We start from the raw sequence: 24,335 nt of genomic DNA, 5'->3' as shown, positions 1-24,335 counted from the left end.
ATCATTTACGTACCGCCATTATCTTAATGCGTTTTATCATACGCGAAAATTGAAGACAGGTAAGTGTGATAAAGCTCTAACTTTAACCAATCCTCCAAAACAGCTATGGACAAATACGAAAATTAGGTTGCATAATTGAATAAAGAATCATTTGTGAATATATATTCATGGTGGTTACAGGTCAACTTATTATTACCAGCGTCAGTGTGGTCGCGGTAAGGAGGCAGAATGTTCCTGAGTATGATACAACGGCGTAAGCCTGAAGATGTGACGTATGGGAAATTCTGGTTTTTTTAGTCCCATTCGGAATAAATATTCCATATTGAAAATAAATTCAGAGGTGCTAAATGAATCCCTGGAACTATGATATCCAGACTCTTGAGCGCAAAGCGCGGGCGGTTCGCCGTCACATTGTTAGATTAAATGCTAACAGCCCTGCGGGTGGGCATACTGGTGCGGACTTGTCTCAAGTTGAGCTGTTGACGGCACTCTATTTTCGTATACTCAATGTCGCTCCGGAGCGTATCGCTGATGAGGCTCGGGATATCTACATCCAGTCTAAAGGTCACGCGGTAGGCTGTTACTACTGCGTTCTGGCGGAGGCGGGTTTTTTTCCCGTTGACTGGCTGGAAACCTATCAACATGCCAATTCCCATCTTCCCGGACACCCGGTGCGCCAGAAAACGCCGGGTATTGAGCTGAATACCGGTGCTCTGGGCCACGGTTTACCTGTTGCGGTGGGACTGGCTCTGGCTGCGAAGAAAAGTAACAGTTCACGCCGCATCTTTTTAATCACAGGCGATGGCGAACTGGCCGAAGGAAGTAACTGGGAAGCGGCGCTGGCTGCTGCTCATTATGGCCTCGATAACCTGATCATTATTAATGACAAGAACAATCTTCAATTAGCAGGACCGACTCGCGAAATCATGAATACCGATCCGCTTGCCGCAAAATGGCAGGCATTTGGTATGACGGTGACTGAGTGTCAGGGGAATGATATGGCGTCGGTTGTCGCCACGCTGGAAGGACTTAAGCAGGATGGCAAACCTAACGTCATCATTGCCAATACCACGAAAGGCGCGGGTATATCTTTTATCCAGGGGCGCCCTGAATGGCACCATCGGGTGCCAAAAGGTGAAGAGATCGAACTGGCTCTGGAGGAATTAAAAGATGAGTAATGCAGAACACCTCGCGAACGTCATGGTTCAGGCGTTCATTGATGCAGTGGAACAAGGTGTTGACCTGGTGCCGGTCGTAGCAGACTCGACATCAACCGCGAAAATTGCTCCTTTTATAAAGCAGTTTCCCGGTCGCCTGGTCAACGTAGGTATTGCCGAACAAAGCATGGTTGGAACGGCGGCAGGACTTGCACTTGGCGGTAAGGTCGCCGTCACCTGTAACGCTGCGCCATTTCTTATCTCCCGTGCCAATGAGCAAATTAAAGTCGATGTTTGCTACAACAATACCAATGTGAAGCTATTCGGTCTTAATGCTGGTGCCAGCTATGGCCCGCTGGCGAGCACTCACCATTCGATCGATGATATTGCCATTATGCGAGGCTTCGGCAATATCCAGATTTTCGCCCCATCTTCGCCACGAGAGTGCCGACAGATTATCGATTATGCGATTGGCTATCAGGGACCGGTATATATTCGTCTTGATGGAAAAGCTCTGCCGGAACTTCATGACGAGAGTTACCGTTTTGTTCCGGGGGCGGTGTTGACGCTGCGTGAGGGGGAGCATGTGGCGCTGGTGGCAACGGGCTCGACAGTTCATGAAATTGTTGATGCCGCCGCGCTGTTGGCTGACGCGGGAATTCAGGCGAAGGTGGTCAGTGTGCCTTCAATTCGCCCCTGCGATACCAAAGCCCTGTTATCTGCGTTACAAGGCTGTAAAGCGGTGATTACCGTGGAAGAGCATAATATTAATGGCGGGTTGGGAAGCCTGGTGGCCGAAGTGCTGGCAGAGGCCGGAATGGGGGCAATTTTGAAGCGTTTAGGCATCCCGGATGGGGAGTACGCGGCGGCGGCGGATCGAGGCTGGTTACGCCAGCACCATGGCTTTGACGCCGCAGCCATCGCGGCTCTGGCCCGCGAACTGCTTTGAATTCTATACTGTTGCCAGTGTGATTACAGCGTTGTCCGAAAAACGCCATTGCACACGATACGTTTGGTGGTGCGCGCGGAGGATCATCTGGTTATGCTGTAACACCACGATTTGATATTGCGTAAACCCGGCGTCTGCTTGTCTTGATGTCCGGGTTGCTTTAAAAGCGCTCTCTTTGGCGGAAAACGCCAGGGTGAGCGCCTGTTCAATAGACAAGCCGCTGTTTGCCAACAATTCTTTCTCAGCATGAGTGACAATGCTACTTGCCAGTTCGGTTGCCGTTTGTGGCGTAAAAATGGCTTCTATGTCAATACCCACCGGCTGTCTTGATACTACCGCCAGCGCAGTTGATGCACTGTGGCTGATGCTGCCAAACAACTTTTGTGGCCACAGCGGTTGTCGCTGCCCGCCGATGCCGGGTACCGTTTTAAGGCCAAATTCGCGCAAAGCGTGTACTGCGGCGATCCGCCCTGCTAAGTGTTCAGCTTTACGCTTACGTCCACAGGATTGAAGCTGAGAGTGGTGGGGGAGCCAGAGCAGATCGTGGTCATGGCAGCTGGCGGGATCAAACTCGACAAAATGCAGCGCGTGGTCGGCGAAGGGAAGCGATGTGTGTGTTGTACGCATGGTTGTGTATCGTTTCCCTCTCCCCGTCGCGAGGAGAGGGAACAACGCTATCAGAAGTGGGTGTTAACGCTCATATACCACGTACGGCCCGGTTCGTTATAGGTGTACGCGCCAGCGCCCGCCATATAGTCGCCAGTTTTGATATCACTGGTTGTTTGGGCATTACCTTCACGCCACAGACGTTTGTCGAAGACGTTATCCACGCCGCCGGTCAGGCTGACGTTTTTCGTCACATCCCAGGTCGCGCTCAGGCCGACGATGCTGTACGGACTCACTTCCTGGGCTGAACTGCCGGTCACTGGCTTACCCTGGTAATCATATTTCTTCGGCTGCTGTTTGCCGTACCAGGTAAAGGTGGATTGCAGTGACAAATCCTCACGCGCCTGCCAGCTCAGCGTTGAGTTCAGCGTGTATTCAGGAATAATCGACAAGCGTTCGCCGGTCTCTTTATTCTTACTTTGCAGCATGTAAGTGATGTTGTTGGTCCAGGTAACGGTTTCGCTAACCGGTACGTTCAACGTCCCTTCCAGGCCTTCCACCACCGCTTTAGGTACGTTTTCCCACTGATAGATATCGGTGTAGGTTGTTGTTTCTTTACCCGTAGTCGGGTTTTTCTGGGTAATTGACGTTCTGCTTAGCGGTACAGTCCCCGCTTCGATCTTGTTACGGTAATCGTTGCGGAACCAGGTGACGCCGGCCAGCCAACCGTCACGTTTGAACTCCAGACCAATCTCTTTGTTGATACTGGTTTCGGCCTTCAGGTCATCGTTGCCCATCATGTAGCAACCAATGCCCGTCGCAGATCCGGTGGCATAGCAGCCCTGGCCTTTGCTGTACAGAATATAGTTCGGGTTAGTCTGGTACAGGCTAGGTGCTTTATAGGCCCGTGCGATACCCATTTTCAGCGTAAAGTCGTCGCCCAGACCTTGGGACAGGTTCAGGGACGGGCTCCAGTTGTCGCCAACGACGCTGTGGTGGTCGAAGCGCAGACCCGGCGTCAACATGGTGCTGTCGGTCAGCTCCATGTTATTTTCAGCAAACAGGGAGAAAATTTCAGCCTGTGAATATGGGCTACGATCGGTGCTGCTGGCACCAGGTATGTTCCCGCCCATAAAGGTCTGGGTATTGGAACTCATGTCTTTCATACGCTGCTGGTTCCATTCGGTACCGAGCGTCAGGTTCTGGTTAACTAACAGGTCGAATGGAATGCTAATTTCGCTGTGCAGGGTGACATCCGCCAGGTCAGTGTCGGTAAATTGATTACTGTTAAATAACCCTTCAAGGCCACCTGCCAGACCTTCACCCAAACGGGAGTTACGGGTGTGTTCGTATTGCGCCCAGTTGCTGGTGGTAATGCCGTTGTCCCAGCCGCCGTTCCACGTCAGCGCATAGTTCTGGCGGTACATACGGTTGGTTTCTTTACCGTAGTATTTTTTTACCAGCCCGTTAGTTTTGTTATCGTTGTTGGTGTTTTGAGTGTCACCCGCATACAGGTTGCCCTGACGGCTGTAGCCAGCTTCAAACTCCAGCGATTGCATTGGGGCAAAATCCCAACGCAGCAGGCCGTTGATATCTTTGTTTTTTACCCCTTCACGACCCGCAGGCATCGTATCGGCATATGACCCTGTACGTGCTGACTGGTGACCGTCGTTAATGTCCCAGGCATCGGCCTGGGTTTTGTCGAGGTTACCGTTCAGGCGGAAGCTGAAATCTCCGCCCAGCGGTCCATTCAGACTAAAGTTGGTACGCTTGGTTGAACCTTCCTCTTTGTGTTCCGGGGCGTTGAAATAGGTATTCCAGGAACCATGCCACTCATCGCCGCCTTTCTTGGTGATGATATTCACCACACCGCCAGCTGCGCCATTGCCATAGCGTGCTGCGGCAGGACCGCGCAGCACTTCAATACGTTCAATCATTTCCGGAGCAACCCAGGCGGTATCGCCGCGGGTATCACGCTCGCCGCGCCAGCCCTGGCGTACGGAGTTACGGCTGGTAACCGGTTTACCGTCAATCAAAATCAGGGTGTTTTCTGGCCCCATGCCGCGAATATCGATCTGGCGGTTGTTGCCGCGCTGACCGCTGGTTGAGTTGCCGGTCAGGTTAACGCCAGGCATGGTACGGATGATTTCCGACACATCGCGAGCGGGAGGGTTCTTACGAATTTCATCAGCGGTAATGGTTGAAACACCCGGCGCCTGCAGGTTCTGCTGGGCGGCGGTAACGACGATGGTGTCTTCATGAGAGACAGCGACGCTATCGGTTTGATCTTCTGCCATTGCTGGCAGGGCTACCCCGTAAATCCCTAAATTGACCAATAAGGCCAGTGAATGAATCTTGTTGTTCATTGTATGTCCTGCTGTTCTTTTAGCCACGAGTACCAATGTGCCGTGGTGCGGCATTTGGCCTGATGTCGCCCGCATCTGCGTAAACTATCCATTCCAGAAAAAGTACGCAGCGCCAGGTCGGTTTATAAGTGGTGAAAAACTGTACGCGCTTCCCACAGCGCGACAATACGCTATTGCAAATGCAAATAGTTATCAATAATATTATCAATATATTTCACGCTAGATCATAAAATTTCACAATAAACATGGGGTTATGGCTGTGGCGACGTTAAAGATGGGAAGCGAGGCGTGGTGGCAGTCGAAAAAAGGCCCGGAGTGGGAGCGTGAAGACAACGGAAATTATCGGGTAACCTTCTGGTGGCGTGACCCACGGGGAACGGAAAAAGAGTCAGCCATTCATCGCGTTTGGGTTTATATCACCGGCGTCACCGACCACCATCAAAATGCCATCCCTCAGTCGATGCGACGCATTGATGGAACAAATGTTTGGTGCTGGAGTGTTTCCCTCAGCGCCAACTGGCGTGGCAGCTACTGTTTTATCCCAACAGCACGAAACGATATCTTCTCCTCGCTGGCGGCGGACGCTGCGCCTGACCGAAGCATCCTGCGTGAAGGCTGGCGGCAATTGCTGCCGCAGGCCATTGCCGATCCCCTTAATCCGCAGAGCTGGCGGGGCGGTCGTGGCCACGCGGTGTCTGCGCTGGAAATGCCGGAGGCACCCGTACAGCCAGGATGGGATCGACCTGAAAACCCAGATTCACCCACAGTTTGCCTGCAATGGCATAGCGCCAGGCTCGGCAATACGCGTCGCGTATGGGTGTTTACCACCGGTGATGCTCAACCCGAAACGCGTCCGTTGGCTATCCTGCTGGATGGGCAGTTTTGGGCACAGAGTATGCCGGTCTGGCCTGCGTTGACTTCACTCACGCATCGCGGACACCTTCCTTCTGCCGTTTATATTCTGATTGATGCCATTGATACGGCTCACCGCAGCCATGAGCTACCGTGTAATGCGGATTTTTGGTTGGCGGTGCAGGAGGAGCTATTACCACTGGTGAAGACAACGACCGCGTTTAGTGACGATCCGCAGCGCACCGTGGTGGCTGGGCAAAGTTTTGGCGGGTTGTCATCGCTGTATGCCGGGCTGAACTGGCCCGCGCGCTTTGGCTGTGTGCTTAGCCAGTCGGGCTCTTACTGGTGGCCGCATCGTGGTGGTTATCAGGACGGGGCGATCGTCGAGCAACTGAAGACCGGGACCGTCAGCGCTCAGGGGCTGCGTATTGTCCTGGAAGCGGGGATCCGCGAGCCCATTATTTATCGCGCTAATCAGGCGTTATATGCCCAGTTACCTTCTGCACCACAGTCTATTTTCTGGCGTCAGGTTGATGGCGGACACGATGCGCTTTGCTGGCGCGGCGGTCTGATGCAAGGGCTAATGACGCTCTGGCAACCGCTTACCGACACGATTTAACCGGACGATGTTCCACGACAGGAGTTGAGTATGGAATTCAGTAACCCCTTCGATAATCCGCAGGGCCAGTTTTACATTCTGCAAAATCCCCAACGTCAGTTTAGCCTTTGGCCGCAGCAGTGCTCGCTTCCTGCTGGCTGGCAAATTGCTTGCGAACCTCAATCCCAGGAAGCCTGCCAGCAATGGCTGGATGCAAACTGGACCACGCTGACGACCGCGAACTACGTCGATGTGCAGGAGGCTCCATGACTCAGCGTTTACCGTTAGTGGCGGCTCAGCCGGGGATCTGGATGGCGGAAAAACTCTCCACATTGCCCTCGGCGTGGAGCGTGGCGCACTACGTAGAATTAACTGGCGAACTGGACGCGTCGTTGCTGGCGAAAGCAGTTGTGGCTGGCCTGGAGCAGGCCGATACTCTGCGGATGCGGTTTAGCGAAGATAACGGTGAGATCTGGCAATGGGTGGATTCTGCGCTCGCCTTTGCGCAACCTGAAATTATCGACCTGCGCGAAAAAGCCAATCCACATGAGGCGGCGCGTGCGTTGATGCAGGCAGACCTGCAGCAGGACATACGTGCTGATGGCAATAAGCCGCTGGTTTTTCACCTGCTTATACAGGTGGGAGAAAAGCGTTGGTATTGGTATCAGCGTTACCATCATTTGCTGGTCGATGGCTTCAGTTTTCCAGCCATTACCCGCCAGATAGCCGCAATTTATCGCGCATGGCTACACAGCGAGCCTACGCCTGACTCGCCTTTTACGCCGTTCGCCGAGGTGGTGGAAGAGTATCAACAGTACCGTCAAAGCGATGCCTGGCAACGCGACGGCGCTTTCTGGAGCGAGCAGCGAAAGCAACTCCCGCCTCCTGTCTCGCTGTCGAACAATCCGTTGCCGGGACGATCGGCCAGCGCGGATATTATTCGTATGAAGTTAACCGCGCCTGAAGGGGCGTTTCGTCGGCTTGCGGCACGTATGCCTGACGTTCAGCGTGCGGATCTGGCCCTCGCGCTGGTGGCATTGTGGCTGGGACGTTTATGCAGCCGAATGGATTATGCCGCCGGGTTTATCTTTATGCGGCGTATGGGGTCGGCGGCGTTGACCTCCACTGGACCGGTTTTAAACGTACTGCCATTTGGTGTGAGGCTGGATGCGGCAGAAAGCTTGCCTGCACTTGCACAACGACTGGCCGGACAGTTGAAGAAAATGCGTCGGCATCAACGTTATGATGCCGAACAAATCGTTCGCGACAGCGGGCGTGCAGCCGGTGCCGAGCCGCTGTTTGGCCCGGTGCTGAACGTGAAAATATTCGACTATCAGCTGAATATTCCCGGCGTTCAGGCACAAACCCACACGCTGGCGACAGGGCCGGTGAACGATCTTGAGCTGGCGTTATTCCCGGATGAAAACGGTGGGCTGAGTATTGAAATTCTGGCCAATAAACAGCGCTACGATGCAGAAATGCTGGCGCAGCATGCCTCGCGTTTAATCGGGCTTATCGAGCAGTTTGCCGACAATCCGGCGCTATGCTGCGGTGACGCCGGGATGCTGTTGCCAACAGAACATGAGCGGCTGGCGAAAATTAACGACACGACCGTGGAGATCCCGTCCACTACGCTGAGTGCGCTGGTGGCACAGCAGGCCGATAAAACGCCGGATGCCCCGGCGCTGGCCGATGCCCGTTATCAGTTTAGCTATCGCGAAATGCGCCAGCAGGTCGTGGCGCTGGCGAGCTTTCTGCGCGAACGCGGCGTCAAGCCTGGTGACAGTGTTGCCGTGGCATTGCCGCGTTCCGTGTTCCTGACGCTGGCGCTGCACGGTATTGTGGAAGCCGGAGCTGCCTGGCTGCCGTTGGATACCGGATACCCGGACGATCGCCTGCGGATGATGCTCGAAGACGCGAAGCCAAAACTGTTGATCGCAACCGATGAGCAACTGGCGCGCTTTAGCGATATCTCTGGGCTGGAAAGTCTGTGCTATGACTCGCCGCTGCCAGCAGAAGATGTTGCTCCGTTGGCGCTATCTCAACCCAATCATACGGCCTATATCATTTTTACTTCCGGTTCTACCGGTAGACCAAAAGGGGTGATGGTTGGGCAAACCGCCATCGTTAACCGTCTGCTGTGGATGCAAAATCACTATCCGCTGACCGCCGATGATGTGGTGGCGCAAAAAACGCCGTGCAGCTTTGACGTCTCGGTATGGGAGTTTTTCTGGCCATTTATTGCCGGAGCAAAGCTGGTAATGGCAGAGCCTGAGGCGCACCGCGACCCGCTGGCGATGCAGCAGTTCTTTGCCCAATATGGGGTGACGACCACGCACTTTGTTCCCTCTATGTTGGCTGCTTTTGTCGCTTCACTGACGCCGGAAACCGCGCGGGAGAGTTGTGCCTCGCTGAAACGGGTATTTTGCAGCGGCGAAGCCTTGCCAGCAGATTTATGCCGCGAGTGGGAACAGTTAACTCATGCGCCACTGCACAATTTGTACGGACCAACGGAAGCTGCGGTCGATGTGAGCTGGTATCCGGCCTGGGGAGAAGACCTCGCTGCCATAACTGGCAACAGCGTACCGATTGGCTATCCGGTATGGAATACCGGTTTACGTATCCTGGATGCCATGATGCGCCCGGTGCCTTTCGGCGTGGCTGGTGACTTATACCTGACGGGGATCCAACTGGCGCAAGGTTATCTGGGCCGTCCGGATCTGACCGCAAGCCGCTTTATCGCCGATCCGTTTAACGTTGGTGAACGTATGTATCGTACCGGAGATGTGGCGCGCTGGCTGGAAAATGGCGCGGTGGAATACCTCGGGCGCAGCGATGACCAGCTAAAAATTCGTGGACAGCGCATTGAGCTCGGTGAGATTGACCGGGTGATGCAGCAGTTGCCTGATGTCGAGCATGTCGTTGCCCATGCCTGCGTATTCAACCAGGCGGCAGCGACAGGCGGCGATGCGCGTCAACTGGTGGGGTATCTGGTGTCACAATCGGGTTTACCGCTGGATACGTCAGCGTTGCGGGAAAAGCTGCGTGAAAAACTGCCTGCGCATATGGTGCCGACAGTATTGTTGCAACTGGCGGAGCTGCCGCTTAGCGCGAACGGTAAACTGGATCGTAAAGCGCTGCCGATGCCTCAGTTGACGTCGCGTGTTTCCGGGCGCGCACTGCGAGCAGGGACTGAAACCATCATCGCGCAGTCTTTTGCGGCTTTGCTGAATTGCGAGGTGAATGACGTGGCGGCAGACTTCTTTGCGCTTGGCGGACATTCGCTGCTGGCGATGAAGTTGGCAGCACAGTTGAGCCGGGTTTTTGAGCGTCAGGTGACGCCGGGGCAGATTATGGTGGCCTCTACCGTTGAACAACTGAGCGCTCTGTTGGAGAGCACTGATGATGAACAGTCACAGCGTCTGGGATTTGAGGCACTGCTGCCGCTGCGTGAAAGTCACGGCCCAACGCTGTTCTGTTTCCATCCGGCGTCGGGTTTTGCCTGGCAGTTTAGCGTGCTGTCGCGATATCTCAGCCCGCAGTGGTCGATTATAGGTATTCAGTCGCCACGACCGGATGGGCCTATGCAGACGGCGGAAAACCTCGACGCGGTATGCGAACATCATCTGGCAACGTTGCTCAGTCAACAGCCTCACGGACCTTACTATTTATTAGGTTATTCGCTGGGCGGCACGCTGGCACAGGGGATCGCCGCGCGCTTACATGCCAGAGGAGAGACGGTTGCATTCCTCGGGCTGTTGGATACCTGGCCGCCGGAAACGCAAAACTGGCAAGAAAAAGAGGCTAATGGGTTGGATCCAGCGGTACTGGCGGAGATCGAGCGTGAACGCGAAGCGTTTCTGGCGGCGCAGCAGGGGAATGCGTCAGAGGCTTTATTTAACGCAATCGAAGGCAACTACGCCGATGCGGTTCGCCTGCTTACCACGGCGCACAGCGTGCCGTTTGCAGGTCACGCCACGCTTTTCGTCGCTGAGCGCACGTTAGTACCGGGTGTGAGTCCTGAGCGCAGTTGGTCGCCGTGGATATCCAGTCTGGATGTTTACCGCCAGGATTGCGCGCATGTTGATATTATTTCCCCCACCGCATTTGAGGTGATAGGACCTGTAATAAATACACTGATTAATAAATCTGTGTAACAAGACGAATATTGCTATCGCGGTGATCGAACAATTCCATAATGTAAAAAATATGTTATGGAATTGTTCTTCTTTGTGCGGTGCAAGGTGATGAAAGGGGTGAATAAATTCCGAATATAATTTTTGGTAGGGCGACAAGCACAAAGAATGTTTCGGATAATTCTGACTAGCTGGTAGACTTCTCCCACAGGAATGTTTTTCTTTTAGGAAAGTTTTCAGGTCACGCAACATGTCATCATTAAATATAAAGCAAGATAACGTTTCGGAATTTACTGGGTATCCTCAGCCAACGGCAAACGCAAATGAAATCGATTTAGTGAATCTAATCGAAATCTTATGGCGTGCAAGAACGAAAATTATAGCGACCGTTTTCGCCTTTGCCTGTGTGGGTATTCTGGTCTCTTTTCTGCTGCCACAAAAATGGACCAGTCAGGCCATCGTGACGCCGGCGGAAGCGGTTCAATGGCAGGGACTCGAGAATACGCTGACCAAATTGCGCGTGCTGGATATGGATATTAGCGTTAGCCGTGGTGATGTGTTTAACCTGTTTATCAAAAAATTCCAGTCGCCTTCATTGTTAGAAGAGTATCTGCGCTCTTCGCCTTACGTAATGGATCAATTGAAAGGTGCTGATATCGACGAAATGGAGTTGCATCAGGCAATTGTCAGGCTCAGTGAGAAAATGAAAGCGGTTGATACTAACCTGGGTAAGAAGAACGAAACTTCGCTGTATACCGCATGGACACTGAGTTTTACCGCACCTCAGGCCGAAGAAGCCCAGTCAGTGCTGAAGGGATATATCCAGTATATTTCTGCCCTTGTGGTGAAAGAAACGCTGGAAGATATTCGCAATAAATTGTCCATCAAAACCAGTTATGAAAAAGAGAGACTGGAGATGGATCGCGTCAGGCTCAAAAACCAGCTGGAAGCAAATATCCAGCGACTGAACTACTCGCTGGAGATCGCCAATGCCGCCGGGATTAAAAAGCCGGTCTACAGTAATGGCCAGGCCGTGAAGGATGACCCCGATTTCTCTATTTCACTGGGTGCTGACGGCATCGAACGTAAATTAGAAATAGAAAAATCAGTAACGGATGTTGCTGAAATTAACGGTGAATTACGTAATCGCCAGTATCACGTTGAGCAACTGTTAGCGATGAATGTGGGTGACGTAACATTTACGCCGTTTAAATATCAACTCTCACCTTCGCTGCCGGTTAAAAAAGACGGTCCGGCTAAATCAATGATCGTTATTCTGGCCGCATTACTGGGGGGAATAGTGGCGTGTGGTGGCGTTCTGCTGAACTATGCCATGGTGTCGCGTAAGCAAAAAATGACGTTTATTGATCAGCAACTGGTGTGATGAATTGTCGTATGGCGGCAAGCTGGCCGCCATACTGTAACGCGTGTTATTTGTTGCGTCCAAGCGGCACCACCAACGGTGTTCCGGCAACCGGATCGTCGATAATCATACAGCGCAGTCCATAGATTTTTTCAATAAGCTGCGCGGTGACGATCTCCTTCGGTGCACCCTCGGCAATAATTTTTCCGTCACGCAGCGCGATCAGATGTGTTGCATAGCGACAGGCCTGATTCAGGTCGTGCAAAACGGCGGCCAGCGTGTAGCCTTTTTCCCGATTTAGCTCACTCAGCAGTTCCAGCAGATCGATCTGATGGCTGATATCCAGCCAGGTGGTGGGTTCATCGAGCAGCATAATCGACGTTTCCTGCGCCAGCACCATTGCAATCCATGCACGCTGACGTTGTCCGCCGGAAAGGGTATCCACACTTTGTGATGCCAGGTGGGTGATACCCGTCGCCTGCATGGCGTTTGAGACCGCAATTTCATCCTCTTGCCGCCAGCGGGTAAACAGCGGCTGGTGCGGGTAGCGTCCGCGGGCAACCAGCTCCTGTACCGTAATATCCCCCGGCGTGGTGGCGTTTTGCGCCAGCAAACCTATTCTACGGGCGACTTCTTTGCTGGCATAGTGCTGAATATGCTCGCCGTCGAGCCAGACCTTGCCGTGCGCGGGCGTCATCAGACGACTCAGCGTGCGCAGTAATGTTGATTTTCCGCAGCCGTTTGGCCCGATAATCGCGGTGAAATGGCCGTTGGGAATCGACACATTGAGGTTTTCCGCCACGGTAAATTTGCCATAACCCAGCGTTAACTGGTCGCCACGCAAACGGGCTACTGATTCGATCATTTTTTGCGGGACTCCTGAATTAACAAGACGATAAGATAAATACCGCCGAGGCTTACGGTAACAACGCCCACCGGAAGCTGATAAGGCATAAACAGCTGTTGGGCGCATAAATCCGCCATCAGCAACAGCAACGCGCCGCACAGCGCCGACAGGGTTAATCCCCAGCGCGATGTACCGCTTATACGTCGCGCGATATGCGGCGCGACAAGAGCAATAAACGAGATAGGACCGGCCAGCGCGGTGGCGGCAGCGGTTAGTACCACCGCAACCAGCATCATCATTAGACGTGAACGCTCAACGCTGACGCCAAGCGCACAGGCGCTGTCATCACCCATTTCCAGTAAGCGCATCCGGCGTACCAGCAGCGCGGCGCATACCAGCATGATGATAATCAGCGGGGCAGACGGCCAGGTTTTGGCCCAGGTCAGGCCATTGAGCGATCCGGCGTTCCACAGCCCAGCCGTCAGCGCGGTTTCTAATGATGCTTTCAGCAGCAGCCAGGTGTTGAACGCCACCAGCATGGCGCGAATGCCGATACCGATAATAATCAGCCGGAAGGTGTCGATACCATTGCGCCAGGCGAGCGCCCAGACCACCAGAGAAGTCAGGATCCCACCCAGCATGGCTGCCAGCGCGATAGCGGTGAGATGCTGTCCGAACAGCACCATTGCCACCAGCACACCGCTCCAGGCCCCGGTGTTGAAACCCATCACATCCGGGCTGCCCAGCGGGTTGCGCATCAGCGACTGGAATATTGCGCCGCTCACGCCGAGCGCTGCGCCAATCAATAGCGCCATGAGCACGCGTGGCAAACGCCATTCGGTCACCACCAGCGTAATACTGCGCGGCGCATCGCCGAGCAGGGCGGCAATAATTTGCTGGGTTTCCAGCGTAACAACGCCGCTACGCAGGCTCCACAAACCCATGACGAGACAACCTGCAATCAGCAGCAGGCTGCTGATTATCAGGCGGCGGGAGAGGTGCATCATGCGCCACCTCCGCGCGATTTACGGCGTACCAGAAAGATAAGCACCGGTGCACCGATAAACGCACTGACTACCGACACGCGCAGCTCGCCGGGGACAATCAGGCGACCGATTATATCGGCAATCAGTAACAGAGAAGGCGTTGCCAGTAGGGTTACGGGCAGTGACCAGCGGTGATCCGCCCCCACCAGCCAGCGTGCCATGTGCGGCATCATCAGGCCGATAAAGGCGATAGGACCGACAATCGCGGTCGCACTGCCGCACAGTACGGTAATAACCAGCAGGCCAATAAACTGCGTGCGAGCGACTTTACTGCCAAGCGCGGTAGCGGTGTCGCTGCCGAGGCTCAGGCTATTCAGGGCGCGACTGAGGAACAGTGCGACAGCCGCGGCAATCAGTACCGGTACCAGCACAACCTTCAGCGTTTGCAGGCTGCGGATATCCAGTGAACCGGCCTGCCAGAAACGCAGCTGATCGTAAACGTCCGGGTTGAGCAGGGCGATGCCGGTGGATAATCCTTCCAGCACCGCGCCCAGCGCAACGCCCGCCAGCGTCAGACGCACCGGGCTTAACTGCCCGCCGCCCTGACTGCCGGTAAAAGCTACGATCAGCGACGCAGCCAGCGCACCGCAAAAGGCCATCAGCAGCTGCTCTTGCGCAGAGGAAAAGCCGAACAGCGCTGCCCCCAGCACAATAGCGAAGCTGGCGCCGGAGTTGACACCCAGAATGCCGGGATCGGCGAGAGGGTTACGCGTGAGCGTTTGCATAAGTGCGCCAGCCAGGCCCAGCGCGCCACCGGCGAGCAGCCCCGCCAGCGTGCGCGGCAGGCGCGCGTCCAGCACGATGGTGCAATCAGCACTTTGACAACTGCCGGTGAGCGCATCCAGCACCACGGAGGCAGGTAGCGACTTGGCGCCAATAACCAGACTTAATACCGTGGTGAGAACAAGTAATAACAATAGTCCGGGCACGGCGAAGGCACGTGTCGCGGAAACAGAGCATGACATATCAACTTCCCTGATAATGATAGTAATTATCGTTATCGATCTTATTTGTATATGTTAGCATGTGCAGCCATCGAATGGATATTGAAAAAGTACCTGGTAAGGCTCTGTAATGAATCGACAATCCTGGCTGCTCAATCTCAGCCTGTTAAAGACCCACCCAGCATTTCGCGCTGTCTTCCTCGCCCGTTTTATTTCCATTGTCTCTCTGGGGCTACTCGGCGTGGCGGTTCCGGTACAGATCCAGATGATGACCCAGTCGACCTGGCAGGTGGGGTTGTCGGTGACGTTGACCGGTAGCGCAATGTTTATTGGCCTGATGGTGGGCGGAGTGCTGGCCGACCGCTATGAGCGTAAAAAAGTGATCCTGCTGGCGCGTGGAACCTGTGGTATTGGCTTTATTGGCCTGTGTCTGAATGCGCTGCTGCCCGAACCGTCGTTGCTGGCGATTTATCTGCTTGGCTTATGGGACGGTTTCTTTGCCTCTCTGGGCGTGACCGCATTGCTGGCTGCGACGCCAGCGCTGGTTGGGCGCGAGAATTTGATGCAGGCTGGGGCGATTACCATGCTGACGGTGCGTCTGGGATCGGTAATTTCACCGATGCTTGGCGGGGTGCTGCTCGCGACTGGCGGCGTGGCCTGGAACTACGGACTGGCGGCGGCGGGAACCTTCATTACCTTACTACCGTTGCTGAGCCTTCCTGCGTTGCCGCCTCCGCCGCAGCCGCGCGAGCATCCGCTGAAATCGCTGCTGGCGGCATTCCGCTTTCTGCTTGCCAGCCCGCTGATTGGCGGCATTGCGCTGCTCGGTGGTCTGTTAACCATGGCGAGCGCCGTGCGTGTGCTGTATCCGGCGTTGGCGATTAACTGGCACATGTCGAGTGCGCAAATTGGCCTGTTGTATGCGGCTATTCCGCTAGGGGCAGCCGTGGGCGCATTGACTAGCGGACAACTGGCGCACAGCGTTCGCCCGGGATTGATTATGCTGGCATCGACCGTGGCTTCATTTCTGGCTATCGGCTTGTTTGGTTTGATGCCCGTCTGGCAGCTTGGTGTGGTTTGTCTGGCGCTGTTTGGCTGGTTGAGCGCGGTCAGCTCTTTGTTGCAGTACACCCTGTTACAAACGCAGACGCCGGAAGCGATGCTCGGACGAATTAACGGTTTGTGGACGGCGCAAAACGTCACCGGCGATGCGATTGGCGCGGCGTTGTTAGGTGGTCTGGGCGCGATGATGACGCCGGTTGCTTCGGCAAGCGTGAGTGGATTCGGGCTGGTGATTGTCGGTCTGCTACTGCTGCTGTTGTTGGGAGAAGTACGCCGATTCCGGCAGGTCCCCGTGAATGTCTGATCGTGTTGTGCTCTAAGGTTGTAGGCCGGATAAGGCGTGAGCCGCATCCGGCGCTGACCATTAAAAGAGAGCTGACAGACGTTGCAGCAGCAGCGTGGCGCTGTAGTAGTCGAGACGGAAGGTTTCCGTACCCAGGGCGTAAACGCGTTTATTCTGCACGGCTGGCAGATGCGCCAGAAGCGGATTGGCGTAAATAGCGTCGGCATCTTTGCTGTCGCCAGCAAACAGGAACAGCGCTTCGCCGTTCAGGCCTGCCGCCAGGTTCTCACCGCCAAGCTGGATGATATCGTGGCGTTTGCCCTGACTCTGGCTGGTGTGCAAGTTGGCAGGCAGCGTTGCCAGCGTGAACCCTAACTGCTCCATCAGCTTGCCTTGCGCTGACTCAGGCGTCCACAGGTTGGCGCTGTGCGCCGCTGCGGTATATACCAGCGCGCTGACCGGCTGTGGTGGCAGGGTAATATGTTGCTTAACCGCCTGAAGTTGCTTATCAAACTCGGCAATTCGCGCAACTGCCTGTTGCTCCTGACCGGTAATTTCACCTAACTGGGTCAGCAGCGACTGCCAGCTTTTATCGTCGTAATTAATGATGAGCGTTGGCGCAATGGTGGACAGCTGATCGTATAGCGCGAGGGCAGAATCTCCCCCAGTGGCGCTTACGAGAATCAGATCCGGCATTTGAGCTGCGACGGCTTCGGCGCTCGGTTCGCCGATATACAGGCGGCTCAGTTTGCGTTCTTTTGCCACTTCGCTCCACTGGCGTAAAAAGCCCTGCGCATCGCCGATGCGATTGTTCGGAGTAGTGGCACCGCTGGCAATGACCGGGGCATCAATCGCCAGCAGCGAGCCGGTGAGGGTCACGCTGGTGGATACAATTCGCTGCGGCTTATGCTCAAGCGTATGCGTGCCGCGGCTGTCAGTAACCTGACGCGGCCAGTCGGCGGCGTGACCTGAAGAAATTCCTGAAAGAGATAAACCTGCCAGTAAGAGCACGGTGCGGCAAAAAGAGGGGAGACTCACGAATCGGCTTCCTGTTATCAGTATAAGTAATGCTTCTCATTTTCATTGTTAGCGAGCAAGGATGCAAGCCAAAGTCGCACATTGTGCTACCACAAGAGTTGACATACCGCCGCTTTACTTTTAGGTTAGCGACCGAAAATATAAATGATAATCATTATTAGAGCCTTTATCATTTTTGGAGGATGATATGGATACGTCACTGGCCGAGGAAAAAACGCAGACTATGCCGACGCTCGCTCCCGACAGTTTTTTCTTTATGTCGCCGTACCGTAGTTTTACGACGTCAGGATGCTTCGCCCGCTATGCGGAACCGGCAATTGATGGCGATTCGCCAGACAGCCCTTTCCAACAAAAAATGAACGCACTGTTTGCTGATGCCAAATCGCAAGGCATCGCGAACCCTGTCATGGTCGGGGCGATTCCCTTTGATACCCGCCAGCCATCATCGCTGTTTATTCCCCAATCATGGCAGAGCTTCTCTCGTACGGCGAAGCAGCAATCATCACGTTACTTTACCGCGCATCAGTCGCTGAACGTCGTTGAACGTAAATCGATCCCGGAACAGGACTTTTTTGAAGATATGGTCGCCCGGGCGGCTGCGCTGACGTCCACTCCGGAAGTCGACAAAGTGGTGTTGTCACGCCTGATCGATATCACCGCCGATGCCAACATTGACAGCGGTGCGCTGCTGGAGCGTCTGGTGGCGCAAAACCCGGCGAGCTACAACTTCCATGTACCGATTGAAGACGGCGGCGTATTGATTGGTGCCAGCCCGGAACTGTTACTGCGCAAAGAAGGCGATCGTTTCAGTTCTCTGCCGCTGGCGGGCTCTGCACGTCGTCAGCCTGATGATGTGCTGGATCGCGAAGCAGGGATCCGCCTGCTGGCGTCTGAGAAGGACCGCCACGAGCACGAACTGGTGACGCAAGCGATGAAAACGGTATTGCGCGATCGCAGCCGTGAACTGCAACTGCCTTCTTCTCCGCAGCTGGTTACCACGCCGACGCTCTGGCACCTCGGCACGCCGTTTGAAGGTAAAGCTAACCCGCAGGAAAACGCCCTGACGCTGGCGTGCCTACTGCATCCGACGCCTGCGCTGAGCGGCTTCCCACATCAGGTTGCGCGCAAGCTTATCGCCGAGCTGGAGCCGTTCGATCGCGAATTGTTCGGTGGCATTGTTGGCTGGTGTGATGCCGAAGGTAACGGTGAGTGGGTAGTGACGATCCGCTGTGCGAAGCTGCTGCGCAATCAGGTACGTTTCTTTGCCGGAGCAGGAATTGTTCCAGCCTCTTCCCCGGTTGCGGAATGGCGCGAAACGGGGGCTAAGCTCTCCACGATGTTGAATGTTTTTGGACTGCACTAAGAGCCTTGTGGACTGGTTTTAAGGAGCAATAATGAGTATTCCTTTCACCCGCTGGCCGGAAGAGTTTGCCCGCCGCTATCGTGAAAAAGGTTACTGGCAGGATTTGCCGCTGACCGACATTCTGACCCGTCACGCCGACAGCGAGCATACGGCGGTAATTGATGGTGAACGCCATCTGAGCTATCGCCAACTGAATCAGGCTGCTGACAATCTTGCCTGCAGTTTGCGTCGCCAGGGGATCAAACCCGGCGAAACCGCGCTAGTACAACTGGGCAATGTGGCTGAGCTGTATATCACCTTCTTTGCGCTGCTCAAGCTGGGCGTAGCTCCGGTGCTGGCGCTGTTCAGCCATCAGCGTAACGAACTTAACGCCTATGCCAAACAGATTGAGCCGGCACTGCTGATTGCCGATCGCCAGCATACGCTGTTTAGCGGCGACGATTTTCTTAACGCTTTTGTGGCCGAACACAATTCAGTGCGCGTGGTGCAACTGCGCAACGATGAAGGTGAACATAATCTGCAAACGGCGATAAACCAGCCTGCGACAGATTTTACTGCTACGCCATCGCCTGCTGATGAGGTGGCGTACTTCCAGCTTTCTGGGGGGACGACCGGGACGCCAAAGCTGATTCCTCGCACTCATAACGATTACTACTACAGCGTGCGTCGCAGCAATGAGATTTGCCGCTTCACCGGGGAAACGCGTTATTTATGCGCAATCCCGGCGGCGCATAACTACGCCATGAGTTCGCCAGGCGCGCTGGGCGTATTCCTGGCCGGTGGCACTGTAGTGCTGGCGGCTGACCCGAGTGCCACTCTGTGTTTCCCGCTGATTGAACAGCATCAGGTTAACGTCACGGCGCTGGTGCCACCTGCGGTGAGCCTGTGGTTGCAGGCGATTGCGGAGTGGGGCAGCAATGCGCAACTGGCTTCGCTGAAACTGCTTCAGGTCGGTGGCGCGAGACTTTCCGCCACGCTTGCGGCACGTATTCCAGCCGAGATTGGCTGCCAGTTGCAGCAGGTCTTCGGCATGGCGGAAGGGCTGGTGAACTACACCCGTCTGGACGACAGTCCTGAGCGCATCATCAATACCCAGGGTCGCCCGATGTGTCCCGATGATGAAGTCTGGGTAGCAGACGCTGACGGCAACCCCTTAGCCCAGGGAGAGACCGGACGCCTGATGACGCGTGGTCCGTACACCTTCCGCGGTTATTTCAAAAGTCCTGAGCATAATGCCAGCGCCTTTGACGCCAACGGCTTTTACTGTTCCGGCGATCTGATCGCTATCGATCCGGATGGTTACATCACCGTTCAGGGGCGTGAAAAGGATCAGATCAATCGCGGCGGGGAGAAGATCGCCGCTGAAGAGATTGAAAACCTGCTACTGCGCCATCCAATGGTGATCCATGCCGCGCTGGTCAGTATGGATGACGAACTGATGGGCGAGAAAAGCTGTGCCTGGCTGGTGGTGAAAGAGCCGCTGCGCGCGGTGCAGGTGCGCCGTTTTCTACGCGAACAGGGCATAGCGGAATTCAAATTACCCGATCGTGTTGAGTGCGTTGAGTCATTACCGCTGACTCCAGTGGGGAAGGTAGATAAAAAACAATTACGTCAGTGGCTGGCATCACGTTCACTGGCCTGAAGGAGAAATAGAAATGGCAATTCCTAAACTGCAGGCTTATGCGCTACCAACGGCGCTCGATGTTCCGGTGAACAAAGTCGACTGGGCATTTGACCCTGAACGCGCCGCGCTGCTGATCCACGACATGCAGGATTATTTTATCGGCTTTTGGGGCGATAACTGCCCGATGATGGAGCAGGTCGTCGCGAACATCGCCGCGCTGCGCCAGTACTGCAAAGAGCATAACATTCCGGTGTATTACACCGCTCAGCCGAAAGAACAGAGTGATGAAGACCGCGCTCTGCTCAATGATATGTGGGGACCGGGCCTGACGCGTTCCCCGGAACAACAAAAGATCGTTGAGGCGCTGGCGCCGGATGAAGCGGATACCATTCTGGTGAAATGGCGTTATAGCGCATTTCATCGTTCCCCGCTGGAACAGATGCTCAAGGAAACCGGGCGTAATCAACTGATCATTACCGGGGTGTATGCGCATATCGGCTGTATGACCACCGCAACGGACGCCTTCATGCGTGACATCAAGCCGTTTATGGTTGCCGATGCGCTGGCGGACTTTAGCCGTGACGAACACCTGATGTCGCTGAAATACGTGGCGGGACGTTCCGGGCGTGTGGTAATGACCCAGGAATTATTGCCGACACCGGTCCCGACCAGTAAAGATGCGTTGCGCAGCGTTATTCTGCCGTTGCTGGATGAGTCTGAAGAGCCGATGGATGACGAAAACCTGATCGACTACGGGCTGGATTCCGTGCGCATGATGGCGCTGGCGGCGCGCTGGCGTAAGGTTCATGGTGACATTGATTTCGTGATGCTGGCGAAAAAACCGACCATTGACGCATGGTGGGCGCTGCTCTCCCGCGAGGTGAAGTAATGGCTGGATTTGATTTTGCCGGGAAAACCGTCTGGGTAACCGGCGCGGGTAAAGGGATTGGCTACACCACGGCGCTGGCGTTTGCGAATGCTGGCGCTGAGGTGACAGGATTCGATCGCGAATTTCCTCAGGATAACTACCCGTTTGCGACCGAAGTGCTGGATGTGGCGAATGCCGGACAGGTAGCTGAAGTGTGCCAGCGCGTCCTCAAAGCGCGCGAGCGTTTGGATGTGTTGGTCAATGCCGCAGGTATTTTGCGTATGGGGGCCACCGATGCGTTGAGCGTTGAGGAGTGGCAGCAGACGTTTGCGGTTAACGTTGGTGGGGCGTTCAATCTGTTTCAGCAGACGATGGCGCAGTTTCGTCGCCAGCAGGGCGGGGCGATCGTGACCGTCGCGTCGGATGCGGCGCACACGCCGCGTATCGGCATGAGTGCTTACGGTGCGTCAAAGGCCGCGTTGAAAAGTCTGGCGCTGACCGTCGGACTTGAATTGGCGGGTAGCGGTGTGCGCTGTAATGTGGTGTCGCCAGGCTCGACCGACACCGATATGCAGCGCACGCTGTGGGTTAGCGATGACGCGGAGCAACAGCGTATTCGTGGATTTGGCGAGCAGTTTAAGCTCGGGATTCCGCTGGGGAAAATCGCCCGGCCGCAAGAGATCACCAACACTATTTTATTCCTCGCCTCCGATCTGGCCAGCCACATTACGTTACAGGATATCGTGGTGGACGGCGGTTCCACGCTGGGGGCATGACGATGATCTGGAAGCGTCATTTAACGCTGGATGAACTCAATGCCACCAGTCAGAACACGATGGTGGCGCATTTAGGCATGGTCTACACCCGTCTGGGGGATGATGTGCTGGAAGCCGAAATGCCGGTGGATAGCCGCACGCATCAGCCATTTGGCCTGCTGCACGGCGGCGCATCCGCGGCCCTGGCGGAAACGCTGGGTTCGATGGCAGGTTATCTGATGACCCGCGACGGGCAGTGCGTGGTGGGGACGGAACTCAACGCCACGCATCATCGGGCGGTATCGCAGGGGAAAGTGCGCGGCGTTTGTCAGCCGCTGCACCTTGGGCGTCAAAATCAAAGCTGGGAAATTGTTATCTTTGATGAGCAGGGGCGACGCTGTTGCACCTGCCGCTTAGGCACTGCGGTGATGGGGTGAAAGTTAAGCGCGCCGTTCAGGCGCGCTTCGTTACTCACTTACCAGCTATAGCGCAGATTAAGACTACCATTGAGGTCCTGATAATCATTGTTCCCTATCTGACCTGCGGCCTGGGCGCTGATACTCCATTGACTATTGAGATTAGCCTGAATCCCTACTTTTAGTTCGCTGCGATCCGCTGGTAGATCCTGTTTTACCGTTGCGTTATCAAATGATACGGCCAGATTGTCAGAGGTGTGCAGCCAGTTAATCTCAGCGAATGGTCGGACGGTAGCATCATCGAACGAAAGCTGGCTATCAATCCGCAGACCAAGACGTGTGGTCCAACTATCACCGTTTTGCCCATCTATGTGTGTACCGTTTGTCTCAACGCTATCTGCCTGGTAGCGTTGCCAGATAACCTGCGCCTGAGGCGTGAGGCTTACTGTGTTAGCGCTGCTCATATTAATGTCGTAGCGATAACCGCTTTCCAGCGAAATCGCGTGAGCCAGGGAGTCGTAATGCGTTGAACCGACATTGCCATTCTCGACGCTGTTATTGTAGAAACCATACTGATACCACGTATCAACATACCAGCCGCGATGTTGCCGGGCATCAGAGAACCAGGTGGCATACGCGCCAAGATTGTAACCGTCGATATCGCCTGTGGCTGTAAACTGACTGCCATCCGCGCCGCGATTTCCGGTGCTGTCGGTACTGCCGTCAAGGTAACTGACCATCAGGCCAAACGTGATGCTTTGCTGATCATCGCGCCAGGTCGCAATGTCGCTGCCAAGCTGAAACTGGGTGTAATCGCTGTCCATGCCGATATTGCCGTTTACCGCAGATGTGTCCGTTTTTCCGCCTTTCATTCGCGCCCAGACGCTTCCTTCGGCCGAGCGGTACTGGCTCCCTTCACGATCGAACAGCGTTTGCATCTGCAGGCTACGCGCCAGCCACTGGTTGCCCAGATAAGCGCCTATATCGGCGCGATATTGTGGATTTGATGGGGTAACGTCGCTACTGCCGTCATCAGGATCAACTGGCGTCACGTCGCTGCCGCCGTCGTCAGGATCGACTGGTGTAACGTCATCATCCGGGTTGTCAGGCGTTTCTGCTTTGGAACGCAAATACCAGCTTTCGTTATCTTCATACAGACGATACTCATACAGCCCGATTTGAATCTGATTGCCAAGATAAAACGCGTTATCTGATGACACCCCACCGACGTCAACAATCTCGATACCTTGATCGGTATATGCACCCACGCCATCCACATTATTGATGTAGAGCGTGGTGCTGCCGTTAACATTACCCGAGACAATGAGCTGGTCGGTTGGTGAATTATCATCGCCTAAACTGGCGTTAAGTGAGAGCTGACCGCCGTTACCCGTGTAGTCGCCGTTGATGATTAATGCATTCCCGGGAGTCGTGCTACTGCTGCGGATTACACCTTGATTGGTTACGTTACCATTAACGATAAACTGGCTGTCTGGCGTTGTGCTATCACCAAAACTTAGCAGGCCGATGTTGTTCACCGCGCCGTTGATTACCCCGTTGCCGCCGAGGGTGGCTCCGGCTTTGACATTGACGCTCTGCTTGCTGCCTTCAGCGCCGATAACGCCCGATTCAGTTAACCACAGCGTTCCCTGCTGAATGTCTGTGGTTCCGCTCCAGGTATTCTTTGCGGTAAGGGTGAGCGTACCATCTCCTTTTTTGGTCAAACTTTTACCGTCCCATCCTGTGGTAGCGTTGGATGAGGTATCTTCCAGTAACCTATTGACGGTAAATGTCTGGCCCGCGTCCAGGGTGAACGTACCGTGTGCAGGCGTAGAAGCCGCGGCGGAGTCTCCGGCGTACCAACTGAGCCCCACGCCCAATTCATATTGGGTATTATCAAGGGCGTTAACCTGACCAGAAATCGCGATATAGTCGGGCAGGGTATCCGGATCGGTTGAGATCGAAGCGAAATCGCTCACGATTGCGGAGTCGGCATCAATTAGCGTAACCTTGTCGATGTCTGCCAGTTGATTGTCTGAGGTCAGCGCGTTGAGATCCAGCG

18 protein-coding genes and 1 pseudogene are annotated in these 24,335 nt (G+C 54.9%); 12 read left to right on the top strand and 7 right to left on the bottom strand.

Going from position 1 to position 24,335, the window contains the following annotated elements; genetic code table 11:
- Window positions 1-347: 347 nt before the first annotated feature.
- Window positions 348-1,178: a transketolase gene (locus tag OGY06_RS08065; RefSeq protein WP_003831177.1), complete on the top strand. Its 831-nt coding sequence runs from the start codon at window positions 348-350 to the stop codon at window positions 1,176-1,178.
- The gene (locus tag OGY06_RS08060; RefSeq protein ID WP_003831178.1) at window positions 1,171-2,106 is read left to right on the top strand and encodes a transketolase family protein; all 936 of its coding nucleotides are present in this window, start codon (window positions 1,171-1,173) and stop codon (window positions 2,104-2,106) included. The genes OGY06_RS08065 and OGY06_RS08060 overlap by 8 nt, the downstream gene beginning before the upstream one ends.
- Window positions 2,107-2,109: 3 nt before the next feature.
- Here OGY06_RS08060 and entD read toward each other — a convergent pair whose 3' ends face one another.
- Window positions 2,110-2,733, bottom strand: coding sequence for an enterobactin synthase subunit EntD (entD, locus tag OGY06_RS08055; RefSeq protein WP_286605044.1), 624 nt, complete (start codon window positions 2,731-2,733; stop codon window positions 2,110-2,112).
- A gap of 50 nt (window positions 2,734-2,783) precedes the next feature.
- A complete protein-coding gene (locus tag OGY06_RS08050) occupies window positions 2,784-5,078 on the bottom strand; it encodes a TonB-dependent siderophore receptor (protein ID WP_003831180.1) in 2,295 nt (764 codons plus the stop codon).
- Between the two features lie 253 nt (window positions 5,079-5,331).
- On the opposite strand from OGY06_RS08050, the gene fes reads away from it, so the two are divergent.
- From fes to wzz(fepE), 4 genes are all read left to right on the top strand, one after another.
- Window positions 5,332-6,549 carry an enterochelin esterase gene (fes, locus tag OGY06_RS08045; protein WP_286605042.1) on the top strand — a complete coding sequence of 406 codons (1,218 nt, stop codon included), beginning with the start codon at window positions 5,332-5,334 and terminating at the stop codon, window positions 6,547-6,549.
- Between the two features lie 30 nt (window positions 6,550-6,579).
- Window positions 6,580-6,798, top strand: a complete 219-nt coding sequence (locus OGY06_RS08040; RefSeq protein ID WP_286605040.1) for an MbtH family protein — start codon at window positions 6,580-6,582, stop codon at window positions 6,796-6,798.
- Entirely contained in the window at window positions 6,795-10,685 is a 3,891-nt protein-coding gene (gene entF, locus OGY06_RS08035) for an enterobactin non-ribosomal peptide synthetase EntF (protein ID WP_286605038.1), read from the top strand. Before OGY06_RS08040 ends, entF begins: the two co-directional genes overlap by 4 nt.
- A 229-nt stretch (window positions 10,686-10,914) precedes the next feature.
- Complete coding sequence (gene wzz(fepE), locus OGY06_RS08030) at window positions 10,915-12,048, top strand: LPS O-antigen length regulator Wzz(fepE) (RefSeq protein WP_048226145.1); 1,134 nt, start codon at window positions 10,915-10,917, stop codon at window positions 12,046-12,048.
- 46 nt (window positions 12,049-12,094) lie between these two features.
- Here wzz(fepE) and fepC read toward each other — a convergent pair whose 3' ends face one another.
- Genes fepC through fepD form a run of 3 tightly spaced genes read right to left on the bottom strand, consistent with a single transcriptional unit; the run spans window position 12,095 to window position 14,885 of the window.
- A complete protein-coding gene (gene fepC / locus OGY06_RS08025; protein ID WP_003831189.1) occupies window positions 12,095-12,892 on the bottom strand; it encodes an iron-enterobactin ABC transporter ATP-binding protein in 798 nt (265 codons plus the stop codon).
- Window positions 12,889-13,881: an iron-enterobactin ABC transporter permease gene (fepG, locus tag OGY06_RS08020; RefSeq protein ID WP_003831191.1), complete on the bottom strand. Its 993-nt coding sequence runs from the start codon at window positions 13,879-13,881 to the stop codon at window positions 12,889-12,891. Before fepG ends, fepC begins: the two co-directional genes overlap by 4 nt.
- A complete protein-coding gene (gene fepD / locus OGY06_RS08015) occupies window positions 13,878-14,885 on the bottom strand; it encodes a Fe(3+)-siderophore ABC transporter permease (RefSeq protein WP_003831192.1) in 1,008 nt (335 codons plus the stop codon). Before fepD ends, fepG begins: the two co-directional genes overlap by 4 nt.
- A gap of 109 nt (window positions 14,886-14,994) precedes the next feature.
- Between fepD and entS the strand changes: the two genes are divergently transcribed.
- Window positions 14,995-16,230 (top strand): enterobactin transporter EntS, encoded by a 1,236-nt coding sequence (gene entS, locus OGY06_RS08010; RefSeq protein WP_003831193.1) that lies wholly within the window; start codon window positions 14,995-14,997, stop codon window positions 16,228-16,230.
- Window positions 16,231-16,290: 60 nt separating this feature from the next.
- Here the strand turns inward: entS and fepB are convergent, their stop codons facing one another.
- Complete coding sequence (gene fepB / locus OGY06_RS08005; RefSeq protein ID WP_003831194.1) at window positions 16,291-17,247, bottom strand: Fe2+-enterobactin ABC transporter substrate-binding protein; 957 nt, start codon at window positions 17,245-17,247, stop codon at window positions 16,291-16,293.
- 187 nt (window positions 17,248-17,434) lie between these two features.
- Between fepB and entC the strand changes: the two genes are divergently transcribed.
- From entC to entH, 5 genes are read left to right on the top strand one after another with little or no spacing between them, the layout of a single operon-like run.
- Window positions 17,435-18,610 carry an isochorismate synthase EntC gene (gene entC, locus OGY06_RS08000; protein ID WP_048235908.1) on the top strand — a complete coding sequence of 392 codons (1,176 nt, stop codon included), beginning with the start codon at window positions 17,435-17,437 and terminating at the stop codon, window positions 18,608-18,610.
- 31 nt (window positions 18,611-18,641) lie between these two features.
- Window positions 18,642-20,252, top strand: a complete 1,611-nt coding sequence (gene entE / locus OGY06_RS07995) for a (2,3-dihydroxybenzoyl)adenylate synthase EntE (protein ID WP_003831196.1) — start codon at window positions 18,642-18,644, stop codon at window positions 20,250-20,252.
- Window positions 20,253-20,265: 13 nt separating this feature from the next.
- Complete coding sequence (locus OGY06_RS07990; protein ID WP_003831197.1) at window positions 20,266-21,123, top strand: isochorismatase; 858 nt, start codon at window positions 20,266-20,268, stop codon at window positions 21,121-21,123.
- Window positions 21,123-21,878, top strand: coding sequence for a 2,3-dihydro-2,3-dihydroxybenzoate dehydrogenase EntA (entA, locus tag OGY06_RS07985; RefSeq protein WP_063940724.1), 756 nt, complete (start codon window positions 21,123-21,125; stop codon window positions 21,876-21,878). Before OGY06_RS07990 ends, entA begins: the two co-directional genes overlap by 1 nt.
- Window positions 21,879-21,880: 2 nt before the next feature.
- Window positions 21,881-22,294, top strand: coding sequence for a proofreading thioesterase EntH (gene entH, locus OGY06_RS07980; RefSeq protein ID WP_003022055.1), 414 nt, complete (start codon window positions 21,881-21,883; stop codon window positions 22,292-22,294).
- Window positions 22,295-22,332: 38 nt separating this feature from the next.
- On the opposite strand, the pseudogene OGY06_RS23215 reads toward entH, so the two are convergent.
- Window positions 22,333-24,204: pseudogene (locus OGY06_RS23215) on the bottom strand (autotransporter outer membrane beta-barrel domain-containing protein); the annotation flags it as partial.
- Between the last annotated feature and the right edge of the window lie 131 nt (window positions 24,205-24,335).

This window comes from Citrobacter sp. Cpo147, assembly GCF_030332405.1.
Classification (GTDB): Bacteria; Pseudomonadota; Gammaproteobacteria; order Enterobacterales; family Enterobacteriaceae; genus Citrobacter; species Citrobacter portucalensis.
This window is presented reverse-complemented; position numbering and strand designations above follow the sequence as displayed.

What these genes read in the sequence shown, in the direction of transcription:
- OGY06_RS08040 (WP_286605040.1), top strand. Translation starts at nt 6,580, where the DNA reads ATGGAATTCAGTAACCCCTTCGATAATCCGCAGGGCCAGTTTTACATT.
- entE (WP_003831196.1), top strand. Translation starts at nt 18,642, where the DNA reads ATGAGTATTCCTTTCACCCGCTGGCCGGAAGAGTTTGCCCGCCGCTAT.
- entC (WP_048235908.1), top strand. Translation starts at nt 17,435, where the DNA reads ATGGATACGTCACTGGCCGAGGAAAAAACGCAGACTATGCCGACGCTC.
- fes (WP_286605042.1), top strand. Translation starts at nt 5,332, where the DNA reads ATGGCTGTGGCGACGTTAAAGATGGGAAGCGAGGCGTGGTGGCAGTCG.
- fepC (WP_003831189.1), bottom strand. Translation starts at nt 12,892, where the DNA reads ATGATCGAATCAGTAGCCCGTTTGCGTGGCGACCAGTTAACGCTGGGT.
- entS (WP_003831193.1), top strand. Translation starts at nt 14,995, where the DNA reads ATGAATCGACAATCCTGGCTGCTCAATCTCAGCCTGTTAAAGACCCAC.
- OGY06_RS07990 (WP_003831197.1), top strand. Translation starts at nt 20,266, where the DNA reads ATGGCAATTCCTAAACTGCAGGCTTATGCGCTACCAACGGCGCTCGAT.
- OGY06_RS08060 (WP_003831178.1), top strand. Translation starts at nt 1,171, where the DNA reads ATGAGTAATGCAGAACACCTCGCGAACGTCATGGTTCAGGCGTTCATT.
- entF (WP_286605038.1), top strand. Translation starts at nt 6,795, where the DNA reads ATGACTCAGCGTTTACCGTTAGTGGCGGCTCAGCCGGGGATCTGGATG.
- fepD (WP_003831192.1), bottom strand. Translation starts at nt 14,885, where the DNA reads ATGTCATGCTCTGTTTCCGCGACACGTGCCTTCGCCGTGCCCGGACTA.
- entH (WP_003022055.1), top strand. Translation starts at nt 21,881, where the DNA reads ATGATCTGGAAGCGTCATTTAACGCTGGATGAACTCAATGCCACCAGT.
- entA (WP_063940724.1), top strand. Translation starts at nt 21,123, where the DNA reads ATGGCTGGATTTGATTTTGCCGGGAAAACCGTCTGGGTAACCGGCGCG.
- fepG (WP_003831191.1), bottom strand. Translation starts at nt 13,881, where the DNA reads ATGATGCACCTCTCCCGCCGCCTGATAATCAGCAGCCTGCTGCTGATT.
- OGY06_RS08050 (WP_003831180.1), bottom strand. Translation starts at nt 5,078, where the DNA reads ATGAACAACAAGATTCATTCACTGGCCTTATTGGTCAATTTAGGGATT.
- OGY06_RS08065 (WP_003831177.1), top strand. Translation starts at nt 348, where the DNA reads ATGAATCCCTGGAACTATGATATCCAGACTCTTGAGCGCAAAGCGCGG.
- entD (WP_286605044.1), bottom strand. Translation starts at nt 2,733, where the DNA reads ATGCGTACAACACACACATCGCTTCCCTTCGCCGACCACGCGCTGCAT.